Raw genomic sequence first — 17,383 nt, 5'->3', positions numbered from 1 at the left:
TTACATCGCCAACAATTGATTGACCTGCCTGCCCCATCGCTGTAGATTTGGGTAACATTAAAACTTAAAGCGATGAACAACGATATAATAAACACCGAAAACAAAAGAAATGGCAAAATCATGTTAGGAATAATTTTACTGGCCGCCGGTGGTTTATTTCTGATAGATCAGCTGAATGCCTTCCTAATTCCCGACTGGCTTTTTAGCTGGCCAATGTGGTTCATAGCCTGGGGCGCTTACATGGGTGCCAAACATGACTTTAAAAAACCATCATGGATCTTTATGATACTGTTAGGCATCATATTCCTGGTAAATGATAACGTTTATAACGCCGACCGTATAACCTGGCCAATTGCATTGATGCTGCTTGGCACCTGGATAGCCATCAAACCGGCCAAACAAACCGACCGGGACTTCTGGGAAAAGAACGAAAAAGCTAAACAACACTTCGACTTTGAACAACCCAAAACCGAAGCTTAAACTCAATCATCCATCATATATCAAAGCCGGGGCATTTTTAAAAAGCCCCGGCTTTTTGTTTTATATAAACCGCGGGCAAGTAGAGCTTATTGCAGTGTTTTCAGTGCGTATATTATAATAAATATACCCAAAAGGCATATTGCGGTGGCGGCAATTAAATTACCTATTACATCTTCTTCAGGAAAAAGAATCTGATCTTTCCCTTTTAAATACTTCATCTCTATATTTTTCCCTACCCGGTGCGTCTCACAAAAATTTGCGCCTATCTGCTTTGAGTATGTCGCCCCCTCATAAAATACTTTCATAAAGTACTTAGCTTTAGTTCCACTACACACGCCCGGAAGCTCAATTATTTTCATTTTTACAATGCTTCCTTCATTTTGTATCTGCAACTGTGCTTTACAATTCAGCATTCCAAGCACAGATAATATTGCTATTAATATGCCTGCTGATATCGCCAGTATTTTCATTGAGTTTGACCGGATTTGAGCCCTTAATTTACCAACTTATTTACTGACATAAAACCATGGCATTTTAAAAAGTCCGGGCTTTAGATTTATGTATACAGTATCCCCAACTTTGACCTGGTAATAAAGCGATTTGGATACTTCGGTTTCTTCGCTTTCTTTCGGCCCCCATTTGCTTAGTGTTAATTCATATGAAGTATGTTTCCCCGTCAATACCCTTTGGTTAAGCACCCGTGCTGTGTACACTTTTGGTTCGGCGTAATCAAAATTACAATTGATCAGGATAGGTGCTGTAAAACCATATAACAGAACAAACATCACAGCGCTGAACCAGGTAGTTCTGTTGTTACGTGCTTTTTCCTTCGCGCTCATTATTATCCCAATAAAAGCTGCGCCTAAAACAATCATAATTACGGCTGCAGGCAAAAGTGCATCTGTTAAATGCATTAATTTAAAATCAACAAAAGTTCTTACCAGAAGCGCAAACGGCGGCAGTATAAATGCAGTGTTCAGTGATGGATATACAGCCTGTTTCTTCCTATCGGCACTGTTAAGCGTAACCACATCTCTCTTTGAATAAAACACAAACATCACTACTAAAGGCCATACAATGCCTGTTAAAACAGCAAAATCATAAGGCCGGGGATACATAAACACCCAAAAGCACACAGCTGCTCCGGCATAATTAAAGTACGAGCAAAATCGCTTTAACCGTTTTAACTCGGCCAACCGCTCTTCGCCGGTGTAGCCGTAACTATCGTCGTTTTGGATCTCCTCAATTCCTATCCGTTCCTGTTCGGCATCAAGATCCTTACAATTTGCCAATATCCATTCCAATATCCCGCGATGGTCAGAAAAGTAGCTGTAATCGCTTAAAACTATTGCTTTATTTGATTTATCGACAGGCCGTATCGTTATCCTTTTACCCTGGGCGGTATCGTAACCTTTAATATCATTCGTCAACAGTTCCCGGCTGCTAAAATATCCTACTCTTTTTATACCGTTATTGGATATAATTATCTTACTTGCTTTTAATTCGAGATAACAATAAATACCCAGCGCTATCAGCGCAATACCGATTGACGGCAGCCACCAACTTTTATCGGCGATAGAAGTATAAGTCAGATAAGCCCCTCCGATAATCATCGTCGCAATAAAGATGTATAAAAATATTTTCCATCCAATACTGAGGGTGTATTCCTTTTCAAACACAGTGCCGCGGAATGGGCTAAAGTCCTGTTTCATCTTAATATGATAAAGTTTAGTATGGTTATTTATAGATAAAAAACCGTCGCAACATACAAATTTTTATTTTTGCCGGATGATAAAAAATCAACCGCAACTTTTTCACCGCCAAAACATCCCCCTTCACCGATTTCTTTAAATACGTCGCCAGTTTTTGTTTGGCTCAACTATAATGTTACCTTAGTTTTGGATATGATTTCAATTTGCAGATAATACAATGAACAACGATATAGAACATCCAAAAGATCCCAACAAGGGTAAGTCTGTTGCCGGGATCATTTTACTTGCTGTAGGCAGCATACTGCTGCTTCAGCAGTTCAACCTCTTCTTTATACCACATAATATTGTTTTGTGGCCATTTTGGCTTGTCTTCTGGGGGCTTTATATTGGCTCAAAGCATCAGTACAAAAAAGCCTCATGGCTTTTGCTGGTAGGCTTAGGTGTATTGCTTCTGCTCAGCAAAAACATCAATAATTCCGACCGTATTCTTTGGCCCTTAGCTGTAATTGGATTTGGTATGTGGCTGATATTAAGGCGCAACAAACATTTTGATCCGCAGCAATGGAAAAACGATTTCAAAGGAGAAAAATGGGCCAACTGGGATAAAAAAGAGCCCTTCCAATTTGAAAAAGCCGAAACTGTTGACTACACCGTAAAAGAAGAAGGCAGCGAGATCCCCCCGGTTGATCCTTACGCACAAAAACAACAGCAATACAACACCAAATATTCTGGCGATGATTATATCGATACTGTATCCATTTTTGGTGGGGTTAACAAAACCATTCTTTCCAAACAGTTCCGCGGTGGTGATATCGTAAACATATTTGGCGGGGCCGAGCTTGATTTTACCCAGGCAGATATTAACGGCCGCATTATCATTGACATTACCCAGATCTTCGGCGGCACCAAAATTATTGTGCCATCAAACTGGCAGGTAGTATCTGACCTGGCGGCGGTTTTTGCCAGTGTTGATGATAAGCGCATCAGGAGCACCGCAAGTGTAGGCAGCGAAAAGGTGCTGGTGCTTAAAGGCGTATCCATATTTGCAGGGGTGGATATCCGCAGTTATTAATTAATCAAGGCAGCTAATACGAAAAGCATAAAAACATGAACTGGTACGTAGCAAAATTAGTTTTCAGGGTGATAAGCGGGGATGGCGACCATCAGGCGCAATTTGATGAGCAATTAAGATTGATCAGCGCAGATAATGAACTGGTAGCTTATGAAAAAGCTAACCGGATAGGTCACGCCAACCAGGATAGCTTCAAGAATATTGAAAAGCAAACCGTTAAATGGCAATTTATTGATGTAGCCGAGCTTAACCAGCTTGGCGAACTTACCGACGGCGCCGAATTGTATTACAACATACACGAAACACCCGATGCCGACCTGTACATTGCATGGGCGCATCATAAGTCGGCCTTATTGGGCATCAGAAATTAAACCTTAAAACCACAGAAAGTAACCCGTTTTGGAAGTTCCATCAATACAATCATCAAAACTATATGCGGCATTTGTAATATGCGGCCTGGTTTGGGCTGCATTACAAACTTACATCATCCATAGTTTTGGGTTTTTATGGTTCACCGCTGCCACCGATGGTCTGTTGAGCGCCATATTGCTTTCATGCGCATGCTGGCTTATCAATAATAACTTACGCTACTATCAGCCGGGTAAGGGCAGCTACATTAACCTGTTTATATGGTGTGTAGCACTTGCGGGTATCTGCACGGCCGGCTGCCGTTACCTGTTACCGCTCATTAACAGCGACACAATTTACACCGGTTTCCTGGCCCAGTCGTTAACCATCCGCTTTTTTACCGACTTTTTAGCCATCGGATGGATGGCCATGATCAGCTTGCTTTGGTTTTCGCAACTCGACCAGAAAGAAACCCTGAAACGCAAAACCGAAGCCGAGCAGTTGGCCCGCGAGGCCGAGCTTTATAACCTGCGTCAGCAATTACAACCCCACTTCCTGTTCAACAGTTTAAACTCGATTAATGCGCTTATTGGTTTTAAGCCCGACGAAGCCCGCAGGATGATCCACCAGTTATCCGACTTTTTACGCGGAACGCTTAAAAAGGATGATCAGTTACAGGTTAGCCTTACCGAGGAATTGGCACATCTTAATTTATACCTCGATATAGAAAAAGTACGCTTTGGCCACCGTTTACAAACCGAAATAAGCTGCGACCCCAAATGCGGAACCGCTATACTGCCATCCATGCTGTTACAGCCTTTGGTTGAAAATGCCATTAAATTTGGCCTGTACGACACCATAGGCGAAGTTACCGTGAGCATTCGCGGTGAAATTGAGGATGGCTATCTGAACTTAATGGTACAGAACCCTTACGATCCACAAACATCCAAACCAAAAAAAGGTACAGGTTTTGGTTTGCGGGGAGTGCAGCGGCGATTATATTTGCTGTATGCCCGCAATGATTTAATGGAAACCCATGCGAGCGATGATCTGTACACAACCATTATAAAAATACCGCAACTATGAAGCGAGCTTTAATTATTGATGATGAACCTTTAGCCCGCATGGTTGTAAGGGAATACCTGCTTGATTTTAAAGACATTGAACTGATACAGGAATGCAACGACGGCTTTGAAGGCCTTAAAGCCATTCAACAGCACCAGCCCGACCTGGTCTTTTTAGATATCCAGATGCCCAAAATTACAGGCTTCGAAATGTTGGAACTGGTTGAACAGCCTCCTGCCGTAATATTTGCTACCGCATTTGACGAATACGCCATCAAAGCTTTTGAAGCACACGCGGTTGACTATTTATTAAAACCATTCAGTAAAGAACGCTTTAATAAAGCGGTTGAAAAATTCCTGGCTTCAGCCACGCCAAAACCGGCTGTTAAACAAACGGAAGAGTTGCTGGAAACCGCCGCTACCCAGTCGCCCGCCCAGCATGAGCGTATTGTGGTTAAAACCGGCACCAAGGTAAAGATTATCCCCGTTGCCGATGTTGAGTATTTGCAGGCCGACGACGATTATGTAAGTGTGATCACCAAAGAAGGCTCGTACCTCAAAAACAAAACCATGAGCTTTTTTGAGCAAACCCTTGATCCTAATTATTTTGTTCGTGTTCATCGCTCCTACATCGTAGCCATACAACAAATCACCCGTATCGACCCATACGAAAAAGACGCACACCTGGCCATCCTGAAATCAGGCGCTAAAATCCCGGTAAGTAAAACAGGGTATGTGAAGTTGAAACAGGTGCTGGGGATATAGAACCAACTGCTTACAACAAAAAATGTCATTGCGAGGAGGGACGACGAAGCAATCGCATGCTATACAGAGCGGCTATGCATCCGTGCGATTGCCGCGCTGCGCTCGCAATGACATGGAGATTATAACCTGCATTTTTAGCCAACAAAAAATCTCCCCTCCCACATAATTTCCTTTCAACAATTCCGTTAACTATAATCATAGTTAAAAACCTAACCAATGCCTAAACCAATTACGTTGTTGTTGCTGATTCTATTATTAGCACTTCACAAAACCGAAATCCCCGACAGCAAACGGGCCACCGATGTACGTCTTAAAATATGGCCTAAACTTCAGAAAGAACTTAAAGATAAAGGCTTTGCCCCCTATGGCCCAGTGTACCTCCGTATCATTAAAGACATTAGCGTACTTGAAGTATGGGTAAAATCGGCTAATAAATACCAGCTCTTTAAAACTTATGACGTATGCACCTACTCCGGCGGGTTAGGTACCAAAACCCGCAGCGGCGATGGTAAAAGCCCGGAAGGCTTATATATCATAGAGCCCAAACAACTTAACCCGGTAAGCAACTATTACCTGGCTATTAATGTTGGCTACCCAAATGCCATTGATAACGCTAAAGGTTATACCGGCAGCGCCATCATGGTACATGGGCATTGTGCTTCTATAGGTTGCTATGCCATGACTGATGCGCGCATTGAAGAAATTTACACCCTGGTTTACGAGGCATTTGTAGCAGGCCAAAAGCAAGTCCGTGTTGATATTTTCCCTTTCCGGATGGATGAGGCAAACTTAAAGCGCTATGCGGCTTACAAACAGGATGCCTTTTGGCGCAACCTCAAACCGGCTTACGAATTATTTGAAAAACGGCAGCTACCAGTTGATTATCATCTTAAAGGGAAGGAATACGCTTATTAACCGTTGATTTTTTTGATTACGCGGATGGGGGCTCAAATATTGAGTTTGTGATCGGTGTTATCACCAGAAGTGTTGGGAAGATTTTTAATTCCCTCCCCTGGGAGCATAGCCGTCAACTTAAGCAGCGATTGAACAAAATCCCCTCTCGAGAGAGTAATAGCCCATCAAGAGGCAGTAGCCATTTTGTTAATTAAAAAGTTAAACACCTGGTTATTGCCTCTATTGTTATATTTAAATGTGAACTCATTCAGGTATGATTGCAAATGTCTGAGCGATACTTTATGGTATTGACCATATATCCCCCGTTTTAACAATGTCCAAAAGCCCTCAATCGTATTGGTGTGATACTCTCCCCGGGCATACTCTTCTTTTTCCTTGTTTAATACCTGATGTTCACGGAATATTTTATTTAAACCGGCATATCCACCAAAGCCGTCCGTTACAATAGTAGCATCTGTGCTCACTGATTGTTCAACAATGGGTTTGAGCGTTTTCCCATGTGCCTTATCTATGACCTGAAGCTTTAGACGGCCATCCCGCTCCAATAACCCAATCACGGGCTGTTTATCCTGCATGCCGGTGACCTGCAAATTATTATCGCGCCTTTCCTGCCGCTTTTTCTTTGAGTGATTGGCTTTTTTACCACCTAAATAAGTCTCATCTACCTCAACAATACCCTTAAACAAACCGCCATCCCCGCCGTCCCGCATGGCTTCCCGTATCCGCATCTGCAAATACCAGCCTGTCTTACGATTGCATCCCAGATCCCTGCTTAACTGACGTGCAGATAACCCCTTTTTCGCATTCAGCATTAATGAAATAGCCAAAAACCATTGCGGCAAAGGAAGTTTGGTGCCCTCGAAAACAGTGCCGACCAAAACGCTATAGCTGCGGTTACAGCTATTGCAAATATGCCGTTGGCTTTCCTGGCGCTTGCTGCTCCGTTTGCTGTTGCAATACGGGCATTCTGGCAATCCTTGCCATCTTAATCCCTCAAGATAGTCTATGCAACTGGACTGATCTGGAAAACGCTTAATCGTCTCTATGATATTCATTATCATAAATATACAAATTATTCCTGCCTTTTCATGGGCTATTACTCTCAAGAGGGGGCGCGGAGGGACGAGCGGTTAGCAGGGGTGTGTTTCTGCTGTAGGCTTATCAAAGCAGAGACACACCCCTCCGCCCCTCTCAAGAGGGGAATTGCACCCTCCCCGCTTTCTATTCCTTAAGTTGACGGCTATGCCCCTGGGAGGGGTCCGGCTGGATTTCGTGGTGGCAGGGAGGGGTTTGTACGCCTTGCAACAATCAGGTATCTCGCTAAAACCCCTCCCTACACCCTCCCAGGGGAGGGAATCGCACAATCCTCGCTTTTTCTATTTCTTCCGAACACTTCTGGCGTTAACACACGCTTAATTTCAATCCGAACAAGGATTTACACTCCCCGGGGAGGAGGCTTCGGCCACCAGGCATAACATGGAGACTTTATTTACAAAATTTACATTTTTATTTACTATCCTGGTTCTTCTGACGGAGAGGTATCAAAGTAATTTCGCTGGATCAACTTTGATATGATATGAAAAAGAAAAGAAACGTTTTCTCCTGCCTGATTATTCTGCTGGCAGGAGTAATTTATTTCCCTGTACAGGCCCAGCAAAAACAGGCCGAGAACGTAGTTCCTTTCGCCGGGCCTAACCGAATTACCCGTAATATCATACAAGATAAAAAAGGCAACATTTGGATTGCTGCTTTTGATGGCATTTTTCGGTACGATGGGAAATCTTTTACCAATATCACAAGTAAAGTGACTTCGGCCCGCTTTTTTTCTGTTTTAGAAGATAAGAAAGGCAACCTGTGGTTTGGCTCTATCGGTTCAGGTGCTTACCGTTACGATGGTAAATCCTTTCGCAATTTTACAATAAAGGATGGCCTTCTCAATAATGATGTTGTAAGTATTTATGAAGATAAAAAAGGCAGCATCTGGTTCGGCGTTCGGGGTGGAACAAGCCGGTATGACGGAATATCATTTCGGAATTATATCATAAACGGAAATGGGATGAATGAAGACCCAACAGGGAAAACATTTCCGGATAGGGCACCTTATGAAGTTAATTCAATTATTGAAGACAGAACGGGCAAGCTTTGGTTTGCCACAAGAGGCAACACCTTTGTATACGACGGCAAAATATTTAACGTTTTCAGCCGTAATGGCAAACCTTTTACCAACGTTCGTTCTGTAATGGAAGATAAAAAGGGCAATATCTGGCTCGCCGGCAGTGATGGACTGTGGCGCTACGATGGTAGTTCATTTACCAATTTCACCCGGAAATTTGCGGGTTACGTTTACGAAGATAAGAAAGGAAACATTTGGACAAGTTCAGAAAGTGCTGATAACCCCAACAGGGTACTTGCTGGTTTTAGCGCTAATACAACGGCCTGGGCGCTTTCCCGTTACGATGAAAAATCCTTGTCTGATAAAAAGCCATCAGTAACCGAAATAACTAATAAGCCAATGGTTTTTGGGATTTTAGAAGATGATAAAGGAAATATTTGGTTTGGTGCTGTAGGTGGAGTGTACCGGTATAATGGAAACACTATAACAGACTTTAAAGGGATGTAGCTGATGATCCGTCCTACACTGGCAGAAGAATACATATTCAGCTATCATTCCATTAGCAACACCATCAAAGCTTCTTCAACCCGCTCTTCTTCAAGCAATTGTTTAGCTTTCAAATGTAATTGCAACTCACGGGTCTGACTATCGCCGATGGTGGCATCAAGTACTTCTTTTATCTCCGGGGTAAGCGCAAAGGCTTCAATAGCTTCATCGCCGGGTATAGCTTCGAGGTTACCCAATTGCCCGAGGTTGTTACCCGTAAGAACCCTTGAGTTGCGGATAGCATAAGGCAGAGCATCAACACCTATGCCCATTTTGGTATTGGGTTTGGCTACTTTAAACAGGTTATCTTTAGTAACCCGGCAATACCAGTCGCCGCCAAGCCGGGCAACCAGGTCCATTTTGGCCTGGTTTATTTTGCCCTCTGCATCTAAAACGGCATCATTAATGTGGACCAGCTTAATTTCAGCAAGCACAAGATTACCTGCACCATGACTTTGCCCCAATTCAATCACTTCGTTAACCACGCATTCCAGTTGCACATATGACTCGGCCACGCGTGGCGGTTTTACCAATTGGGATGGCACAGGTGTTAAACCCGATTTAATAAACTCATTAACACCCTGCGGATATTCCACGCTTGAGAGCGAGGTTTGCTGCACCATATCATAATTAACAATATTGATTACGCATTCGGGCACTTCCCTGATATTTTCGAGCGTGTGTTTGGTGGTATTGTCCCTTACCCGGCGCGATGGCGAAAAAATACAAATGGGCGGATTAACGCTGAAAATATTAAAGTAACTGAAAGGGCTCAGGTTTACATTCCCGGCTTTATCAACCGTTGAGGCCAGGCAAATCGGTCGTGGTGCTACCGCAAAGTTCAGGTAGCTTTGCAGTTGAACAGGAGAAAGATCGGATATATGGATGGTTGGCATGGGTAAATATTATAAAACATGCCATTGCGAGCGTAGGGTGGCAATAGCGCGTAAGCAAAGCCACACTGTATAACATGCGGGTGCCACGCTACGCTTATAATGACGTGGTTGTAAGTTGTTGGTTATTAAATATATTTTTCTGATCAATATTATAAACATGGGCGTTGCCTGCGGCCCGTGCTATACGCTCATACTGCACAGGCATTAGCCACAAGGCCGGTATCCGCTCCTATCACTAACACACCCCGCACACCATCTCTAAAACGTATTTTATACTTCATTACCATTTTTTCCGGAGTTTCCCTAATGGTTTCTCGCAATAACACAATTATTTGCAATAGCGTGGTATATTCTTTTTACTTCTTCAACTTCAAGATCGAAAAATTACTATCCGCTTTTTCTATAATATTCCCCAGCATCCCTAAACCGGTAACTTCCATTTCAACCAGATCACCCGGCTGCAGCCATTGTGGTTCATAATCGGCATTATTAAGTACGCCGGTGCCATTCAGTTCAAGAAAACAGCCTGTGCCAACCGTGCCCGAACCTATTACATCGCCCGGTAAAACATCGCAACCATAGGCAGCTCGCTCAATGATCTCGGCAAAGGTCCAGTCCATATCGGCCATATTACCTGCCGATACCTGTTTGCCATTCACCACGCATTTCATCTCCAGGTTATAGGCATTCCCTGTATGACCAGGTTTTGCAGGTACTTTATATTGCTCCAGTTCGTCGGGCGTTACCAGCCAGGGACCAATCACCGTCGAAAAATCCTTACCCTTTGCCGGGCCAAGGTTCAGCAGCATTTCTTCCACTTGCAGGGTGCGGGCGCTCATATCGTTCATGATCATGTAACCGGCAATAAAGCTATCGGCTTCGGCGGCGGTAATGTTACGTCCTTTTTTATTGAGAACAACGGCAACTTCCAGCTCAAAATCAAGCTTTTGAAAATGATCGGGCATACATTCAATTTCGCCGGGGCCTTGTACAGCGTTATGGTTAGTGAAATAAAATATAGGATACTGATCAAACTCGGGTATCATATCCAGCTTACGGTTACGCCTTGCCGAAGCCACATGCTGACGGAACGCATAACCATCGCGGCATGATGTTGGGTGCGGCACCGGGGCCATCAGCTCAAAAAACAGTTCCTCTTTAACCTCTATCTTTCCCGACCGGATTTCTTCATTAACCCGCGCGGCACGTTCCATCAGTTCTGGCCCTCCCCATAAAAATTCGTTCATGTTATCAGGGATCAGCTTATCGCAGGAGTTTAAATTGTAGATGTGGCCATTAACAAAAATGCCAAGATGTTCGCGGTCTTCGGTTTTATAGGATACTAATTTCATAGAGTAGCTTAATTGGTATAATCAAAGCTAATGATTTTGATTGAGGGAATTATGGTGAATGGATGATTAAGTTGAGTTATAAAAATCATGTCATTGCGAGGAGCGGCATGGGAAAAAGCATCTGGGGCGACGTGGCAATCTCGTCGTTATGCCGCGCAATATGCAATGCCGCTGAGCATCGGCTACGAGATTGCCGCGCTACGCTCAATGACATATCTTTTCAAATGTCCCGCAGTCAACCACTCACCTAAATTTGCATCCTAAAAATAATCCCCCTAACTTAGTATCATGTTACGCGTACAAATGCACTTTCTGTTTTCATTGGGGTTAACCTCCATGAGCGATGCGTCATCGTTCAGAGATGCTATGCTTGCCAAGATCGTGCTGGCGCAATACTAATTTCCCCTCCTCTTTCCTCTATCTTTTTTAACCATTATTTATTAAATGGTCAGGCTATGCGTTACGGACTTTTTAGCCCGAACACAAATCAGCATTTTATACGTTTTATTGTTAACCAATTAAACCAATTCATGCCTCTATATCATAGTTTAGGATCAATTCCGCCTAAGCGGCATACGCAATTCCGTAAGCCCGATGGTAGTTTATATGCCGAAGAGCTGGTGTCAACAGAAGGTTTTTCAAGCCTTTATTCGCTGGTATACCACGCCTACCCGCCCACCATTGTAAAAACCCTTGGCGAGCCATACAGCGTAGAGCCTAAAATAGCACACGAAAAACACCTGAAGCATACCAGTCTGATAGGATTTAACATACAGCCGGAGGATGACTACCTGCAAAGCCGCAAGCCGGTACTGGTGAACAGCGATCTGCATATTTCGCTGGCAGCGCCGCGCCAAAGCATGACCGATTATTTTTATAAGAACAGCCAGGCCGATGAGGTAGTTTTCATTCACGAAGGCACAGGTACTTTAAAAACAGGGTTTGGTAATATCAAGTTTCAATACGGCGATTATTTGGTGATCCCCCGTGGCACCATTTACCAGATGGAGTTTGACGACACGGCTAACCGGCTTTTTATTGTGGAAAGCTTTAGCCCTATCCGGCCGCCAAAGCGTTACCGCAACCAGTATGGGCAATTGATGGAACATTCTCCTTATTGCGAGCGCGATATCAAACTACCGGCCGATCTGAAAACTTATGATGAGCATGGCGATTTTAAGATCCTGATCAAAAAACAAGGTCTTATTTATCCCTATATATATGGCACTCATCCTTTTGATTTTGTGGGCTGGGATGGATTCCATTATCCCTGGGCGCTATCTATCCATGATTTTGAACCAATAACCGGCAGGTTACATCAGCCACCACCGGTACATCAAACCTTTGAGGGTAACAACTTCGTGATCTGCTCCTTTGTGCCCCGCAAGTTTGATTACCATCCGTTGTCTATTCCTGCACCTTATAACCACAGTAATGTGGACAGCGACGAGGTGTTATATTATGTAGATGGCGATTTCATGAGCCGCAAAAGCGTGGTAAAAGGGCAGATCACCCTGCACCCCGGTGGCATCCCACATGGCCCGCACCCCGGCTCGGTTGAAAAATCAATAGGCAAAGAATCAACGGACGAACTGGCTGTGATGATCGACCCATTCAGGCCGCTGATGCTAACTGAGGATGCCATCAGGATTGAGGACGAAAATTATTATAAGAGCTGGCAAATGTGAGGTTAAAGGCGAAAGGTAAAAGCTGAAAGGCAATTAGCCGTAATGCCAAAATCACTAATCATTAACTCACTAAATCACTAATTAAAATGCACACACAAACTTTAGATAAAAAAGTCTCCCCTACCGGGGGAGATTTAGAGGGGGCTGACTTCCTACCCCTTAACGGTACCGATTATGTGGAATTTTATGTTGGCAATGCCAAGCAGGCGGCCCATTATTATAAAACGGCCTTCGGTTTTCAAAACCTGGCTTATGCCGGCCCCGAAACCGGGGTGCGCGACAGGGCATCGTACGTTTTGCAGCAAGGCAAAATCAGGATAGTGCTCACCACTCCTCTTCACTCTGATCACCCTATTGCCGATCATGTTAAAAAACATGGCGATGGTGTGAAAGTATTGGCCCTTTGGGTTGACGACGCCTACGATGCCTTTGAGCAAACCACCAAACGAGGTGCCCAGCCTTACCAGCAACCGCAAACCCTGACTGATGAAAACGGCGAAGTACGAACCAGCGGCATTAAATTATACGGCGAAACGGTGCACATGTTCATTGAACGTAAAAACTACAAAGGCTTGTTTTTACCGGGATATCAAAAGCTGGAAAATAATTACAATCCGACAGATACCGGCCTGCTATATGTTGACCATTGCGTGGGCAACGTGGGCTGGCATAAAATGAACGAATGGGTTAATTTTTATGAGGAAGTATTAGGTTTCCGTAATATCCTCACCTTTGATGATAAAATGATCTCGACCGAGTATTCGGCTTTAATGAGCAAGGTGATGAGCAACGGGAACGGCTATGTAAAATTCCCGATCAATGAACCTGCCGAGGGTAAAAAGAAATCGCAGATTGAAGAATACCTTGAATTTTATGAGGATGAAGGTGTACAGCACCTGGCCCTTGCAACGCATGATATTGTAGCCACCGTTACCGAGCTGCAGAATCGTGGCGTTGAGTTCTTAACTGTTCCTTCAACCTATTATGATGACCTGATCGACCGCGTTGGCCATATTGATGAAGACCTTGAGCCATTAAAACGCTTAGGTATTTTGGTCGATCGTGATGACGAAGGATACCTGTTGCAGATCTTCACCAAGCCTGTTGAAGACAGGCCAACCCTGTTCTTTGAAATTATTCAGCGCAAGGGTGCCAAATCATTCGGTGCCGGTAATTTTAAAGCCCTATTTGAGGCCATTGAACGTGAGCAGGAAGCAAGGGGCAATCTTTGATTGATATCGGATTTCGGAATTTAGATTTCGGATTTTTAATATTGAAATTATGATTTGGAGCCGGGCAGTTGCCCGGCTTTTTATTTGCCGGCATTATTTATATTTGATATAATCAATAATAACTTTTATGAAGAAAGCTTTACTTATCATTGCTACTGCTACATTAAGTTTTAACTGCTTAGCTCAAAATACTGCTGCTTCAAAACCTGTTTACGATGCTGTCCTGGCCAAAAAGCTTGGGGCTGATGATTACGGCATGAAAAAGTATGTGATGGCCTTTTTAAAAGAAGGGCCAACGCAACTCAAAGATTCGGCGGCTAATATGCAGCTACAAATGGCGCACCTTAAAAATATTGGCCGGCTTGCTGCCGAGGGTAAGTTAGTTGTGGCCGGTCCGTTTCTGGATAACCAACCCTTACGTGGGATCTTTATTTTTAATGTAGAAACCGTAGAAGAAGCCCAAAAACTCACCGAAACCGATCCAGCCATTAAAGCAGGGGCCTTAGTGATGGAGCTTCATCCTTTTTATTGCAGCTCGGCGCTGATGCAGGTAGTGCCTATTCACAATACCCTCCAAAAGAAAAGTATGACCAATTAAATGGATGCCGTACCATTTGTAATTGAACAGCTTAAAGAAAAAGCTGATGCTGCGTACTTAAAAGGCATGGCACGTTTTGGTATTGATAATTCGAGAGCTTTAGGGGTAAAATTGCCGGAGATCCGGAAACTGGCTAAGATCATTAAAAAAGATCATGAGCTGGCTTTAGCACTTTGGGATACGCAAATACATGAAGCCCGGATGCTGGCCTCCATGATAGCCGATCCTAAACAGGTTACCCCCGAACTAATGGACAGCTGGACCGGCGACTTTTATTCATGGGATATTTGCGACCAGGTTTGCGGTAATCTTTTTGACCGCACCCCATTTGCCATTGATAAAGCTGTTGAATATAGCAGTCATGAGCAGGAATTTGTAAAACGTGCCGGTTTTGTTTTAATGGCCGAATATGCAGTTCATAATAAAACGGCGCCCGACGAAATATTTACAAACCTGTTTCCTATTATGGAGCGGGAAGCCCGGGATGACCGGAACTTTGTTAAAAAAGCTATTAACTGAGCTTTACGCCAAATAGGCAAACGGAATAATATATTAAAAGTTAAAGCCATTAACACTGCACAAAATATTTATGGCCAGCCCAGCAAATCAGCCAAATGGATTGCAAAAAACGCGCTTGATGAACTAATAAGCAAATAATGATTTAATATTTTTCCACAAAGTTAAACTCCGGCAAATTGCCTGTAAAATAGGACATTATAATAACCAATAATAGTTCACCCATATTTATTAACTTAGTACCCGCTATTTTTTACAATTAAATTACATCAAACAATTTCATGAAGGATACCTTCATTTTTCAACACAAAAAATAGAGCCTGAGCATATTTTTGTAAAATATTACTTCAATTAGTAGTAGATATAGTCAAATATTCTCCAAACCGTAAATACCAGTAAAAGAATACATTATAAAGTATCAAAAATATTATATTTGAAGCCGGGCAAATGTGGAATAATGATTGAGAAGAAGCCACGGCACACAACTAATGGTTATAAATTATAAAAAGTTCAAATCATGGCACACGTTTTAATCATATGCACGTGTCAAAAACAAATTGAATTAGTGAACAGATTGTTGATATGAGTTTTTTTGAAAAGGGTAAACTTTCCGGCGATGATGTACATCTTACCCCTTTGATCAATGATCTGGATACGGGGATCTGGAAATACAATTTCAATACAAGGGAAGTAAAATGGTCAACGGGCTTCTATACACTGTTAGGCTATCAAGTGAATGAAATTGAATGTGATGCTTATACTTTTTTTGAACATCTGCTTTACCACGGCGATAAACCGTTTTTTTTCAACGCTATTAACAACAGGATAACGGAAGACACACCGTCGCTTCAATTACGTTTTTTAACAAAAAAAAACGGGTACCAGTGGTTTGAAACCGCTATCAGGATCAGGAAACTGGACGATGAGCATGGCTGTATAGTTTACGGCTCGCTTGTAAACATCAACCGTTACAAACAAGACGACTTATTATCGGCAAATAACCAAATCACCAATGATGATGCCTTTAAAACAGCACGCTTAGGCATCTGGGAAATTGACCCTCAAAACCTCAATACCATTGTGCTATCAAAACAGATATATGATTTATTTGATCTTCAAAATCATTTAAAACTGAGCGTTGAAGAGTTTATTAGTTTTTTTGAGCCTCCGTACCGGCCTGTTTTACAAAATGCTATTAACCATACCATTGAAGATAGCAGGCCTTTTGATATTGAATTGCTTTTACGTTCGGCCAAAAACAATATGTTATGGCTAAAGGTAAAGGCTGTACCTGTGATTGATCACCTGGGTAAATGCACATCAGTAAAAGGGGTTATCCAGGATATCGACAGCGAAAAAAGAAAGTTGCTGAAACTTGAACAGTCGATAAATTTACTGACCGACCAAAACCGCCGCCTGCAAAACTTCGCGTACATTGTTTCACATAATCTTCGTTCGCATACGGGCAACCTTCAATTTATGGTAAACCTGTTTGAACAAACCGAAACAACTGAAGAACGGGAGGAGATCTTTTCGCATATTAAAACCATCAGCGACAGCCTGGACCTGACCATCGAACACATAAACGAAATAGTTAAAATTCAAACCGAAATTACCAAAGAACGGAAAGTGGTTGAGTTGGAGCCCATGTTCAAAAACATTTGCTCGGCGTTAAAAAATAATATTGAGACCATAAACGCCCACGTTGAAGGTGACTTTACGCAATGCCGCGAGATCAGTTATATACCGGCTTACATGGAAAGTATTTTACAAAACCTGCTTACCAACTCCTTAAAATACAGTCACCCCGACAGGCAGCCCGTTATAAAATGCTATACCTTAACAGAAGGAAAACATATTTATCTCATTTTTGAAGATAACGGCCTTGGTATCGATCTTGACCGTTATGGCGATAAGATTTTTGGCATGTACAAAACATTCCATCAAAATACGGATGCCAAAGGCATTGGCTTATTTATAACCCGTAACCAGATTGAAGCATTAGGCGGAAGCATTAAAGTTGATAGTACAGTAAACGTTGGCACAAAATTTACTATCAGATTGGTATAATTAAAATTACCAAGAG

Annotated in this window: 18 protein-coding genes; 12 read left to right on the top strand and 6 right to left on the bottom strand. The window is 42.8% G+C overall.

Annotated elements, in window-relative coordinates:
- Positions 1–72 precede the first annotated feature (72 nt).
- Positions 73–480, top strand: coding sequence for a LiaF transmembrane domain-containing protein (locus tag J3L18_RS00755; protein ID WP_090528441.1), 408 nt, complete (start codon positions 73–75; stop codon positions 478–480).
- A gap of 86 nt (positions 481–566) precedes the next feature.
- Here J3L18_RS00755 and J3L18_RS00750 read toward each other — a convergent pair whose 3' ends face one another.
- The 3 genes from J3L18_RS00750 to J3L18_RS00740 are packed head-to-tail and all read right to left on the bottom strand — an operon-like array spanning position 567 to position 2,359.
- Positions 567–950, bottom strand: coding sequence for a hypothetical protein (locus tag J3L18_RS00750; protein WP_091166733.1), 384 nt, complete (start codon positions 948–950; stop codon positions 567–569).
- Between the two features lie 36 nt (positions 951–986).
- Positions 987–2,192: a hypothetical protein gene (locus tag J3L18_RS00745; RefSeq protein ID WP_129571532.1), complete on the bottom strand. Its 1,206-nt coding sequence runs from the start codon at positions 2,190–2,192 to the stop codon at positions 987–989.
- Positions 2,193–2,221: 29 nt separating this feature from the next.
- Entirely contained in the window at positions 2,222–2,359 is a 138-nt protein-coding gene (locus J3L18_RS00740) for a hypothetical protein (protein WP_167516053.1), read from the bottom strand.
- A 50-nt stretch (positions 2,360–2,409) separates the two neighbouring features.
- Between J3L18_RS00740 and J3L18_RS00735 the strand changes: the two genes are divergently transcribed.
- The 5 genes from J3L18_RS00735 to J3L18_RS00715 all read left to right on the top strand — a co-directional run bounded on the left by J3L18_RS00735 (position 2,410) and on the right by J3L18_RS00715 (position 6,356).
- Entirely contained in the window at positions 2,410–3,264 is an 855-nt protein-coding gene (locus tag J3L18_RS00735) for a LiaF transmembrane domain-containing protein (RefSeq protein WP_091166729.1), read from the top strand.
- Between the two features lie 35 nt (positions 3,265–3,299).
- Positions 3,300–3,635 carry a DUF4288 domain-containing protein gene (locus J3L18_RS00730; RefSeq protein ID WP_090528450.1) on the top strand — a complete coding sequence of 112 codons (336 nt, stop codon included), beginning with the start codon at positions 3,300–3,302 and terminating at the stop codon, positions 3,633–3,635.
- A gap of 28 nt (positions 3,636–3,663) precedes the next feature.
- Positions 3,664–4,698 (top strand): sensor histidine kinase, encoded by a 1,035-nt coding sequence (locus J3L18_RS00725; protein WP_223266292.1) that lies wholly within the window; start codon positions 3,664–3,666, stop codon positions 4,696–4,698.
- A complete protein-coding gene (locus J3L18_RS00720) occupies positions 4,695–5,441 on the top strand; it encodes a LytR/AlgR family response regulator transcription factor (RefSeq protein ID WP_129571531.1) in 747 nt (248 codons plus the stop codon). The genes J3L18_RS00725 and J3L18_RS00720 overlap by 4 nt, the downstream gene beginning before the upstream one ends.
- Before the next feature lie 216 nt (positions 5,442–5,657).
- Positions 5,658–6,356: a L,D-transpeptidase family protein gene (locus J3L18_RS00715; RefSeq protein WP_129571530.1), complete on the top strand. Its 699-nt coding sequence runs from the start codon at positions 5,658–5,660 to the stop codon at positions 6,354–6,356.
- 164 nt (positions 6,357–6,520) lie between these two features.
- Here the strand turns inward: J3L18_RS00715 and J3L18_RS00710 are convergent, their stop codons facing one another.
- Positions 6,521–7,411 carry an IS1595 family transposase gene (locus J3L18_RS00710; RefSeq protein WP_189549506.1) on the bottom strand — a complete coding sequence of 297 codons (891 nt, stop codon included), beginning with the start codon at positions 7,409–7,411 and terminating at the stop codon, positions 6,521–6,523.
- Between the two features lie 521 nt (positions 7,412–7,932).
- Here J3L18_RS00710 and J3L18_RS00705 point away from each other — a divergent pair.
- Positions 7,933–8,976 carry a ligand-binding sensor domain-containing protein gene (locus J3L18_RS00705; protein ID WP_129571876.1) on the top strand — a complete coding sequence of 348 codons (1,044 nt, stop codon included), beginning with the start codon at positions 7,933–7,935 and terminating at the stop codon, positions 8,974–8,976.
- Between the two features lie 44 nt (positions 8,977–9,020).
- On the opposite strand, the gene J3L18_RS00700 is transcribed toward J3L18_RS00705, so the two are convergent.
- Together J3L18_RS00700 and J3L18_RS00695 are read right to left on the bottom strand one after the other, a co-directional pair.
- Positions 9,021–9,911: a flavin reductase family protein gene (locus tag J3L18_RS00700; protein ID WP_129571875.1), complete on the bottom strand. Its 891-nt coding sequence runs from the start codon at positions 9,909–9,911 to the stop codon at positions 9,021–9,023.
- Between the two features lie 356 nt (positions 9,912–10,267).
- Positions 10,268–11,263: a fumarylacetoacetate hydrolase family protein gene (locus tag J3L18_RS00695; RefSeq protein ID WP_129571874.1), complete on the bottom strand. Its 996-nt coding sequence runs from the start codon at positions 11,261–11,263 to the stop codon at positions 10,268–10,270.
- A 530-nt stretch (positions 11,264–11,793) separates the two neighbouring features.
- On the opposite strand from J3L18_RS00695, the gene J3L18_RS00690 reads away from it, so the two are divergent.
- The 5 genes from J3L18_RS00690 (at position 11,794) to J3L18_RS00670 (ending at position 17,367) form a co-directional block, all read left to right on the top strand.
- Complete coding sequence (locus tag J3L18_RS00690; RefSeq protein ID WP_129571873.1) at positions 11,794–12,951, top strand: homogentisate 1,2-dioxygenase; 1,158 nt, start codon at positions 11,794–11,796, stop codon at positions 12,949–12,951.
- Between the two features lie 86 nt (positions 12,952–13,037).
- Entirely contained in the window at positions 13,038–14,183 is a 1,146-nt protein-coding gene (hppD, locus tag J3L18_RS00685) for a 4-hydroxyphenylpyruvate dioxygenase (RefSeq protein ID WP_129571872.1), read from the top strand.
- A gap of 127 nt (positions 14,184–14,310) precedes the next feature.
- The gene (locus tag J3L18_RS00680; protein WP_129571871.1) at positions 14,311–14,781 is read left to right on the top strand and encodes a YciI family protein; all 471 of its coding nucleotides are present in this window, start codon (positions 14,311–14,313) and stop codon (positions 14,779–14,781) included.
- Complete coding sequence (locus tag J3L18_RS00675; protein ID WP_208102526.1) at positions 14,782–15,300, top strand: DNA alkylation repair protein; 519 nt, start codon at positions 14,782–14,784, stop codon at positions 15,298–15,300.
- 579 nt (positions 15,301–15,879) lie between these two features.
- Positions 15,880–17,367 carry a sensor histidine kinase gene (locus J3L18_RS00670; protein WP_129571870.1) on the top strand — a complete coding sequence of 496 codons (1,488 nt, stop codon included), beginning with the start codon at positions 15,880–15,882 and terminating at the stop codon, positions 17,365–17,367.
- Positions 17,368–17,383: the final 16 nt, after the last annotated feature.

Origin of the sequence: Mucilaginibacter gossypii (assembly GCF_017569325.2) — a bacterium.
Lineage (GTDB): Bacteria > Bacteroidota > Bacteroidia > Sphingobacteriales > Sphingobacteriaceae > Mucilaginibacter > Mucilaginibacter gossypii.
The sequence above is the reverse complement of the archived record's forward strand: the minus strand, read 5'-3'. Positions and strand labels throughout refer to the sequence as shown.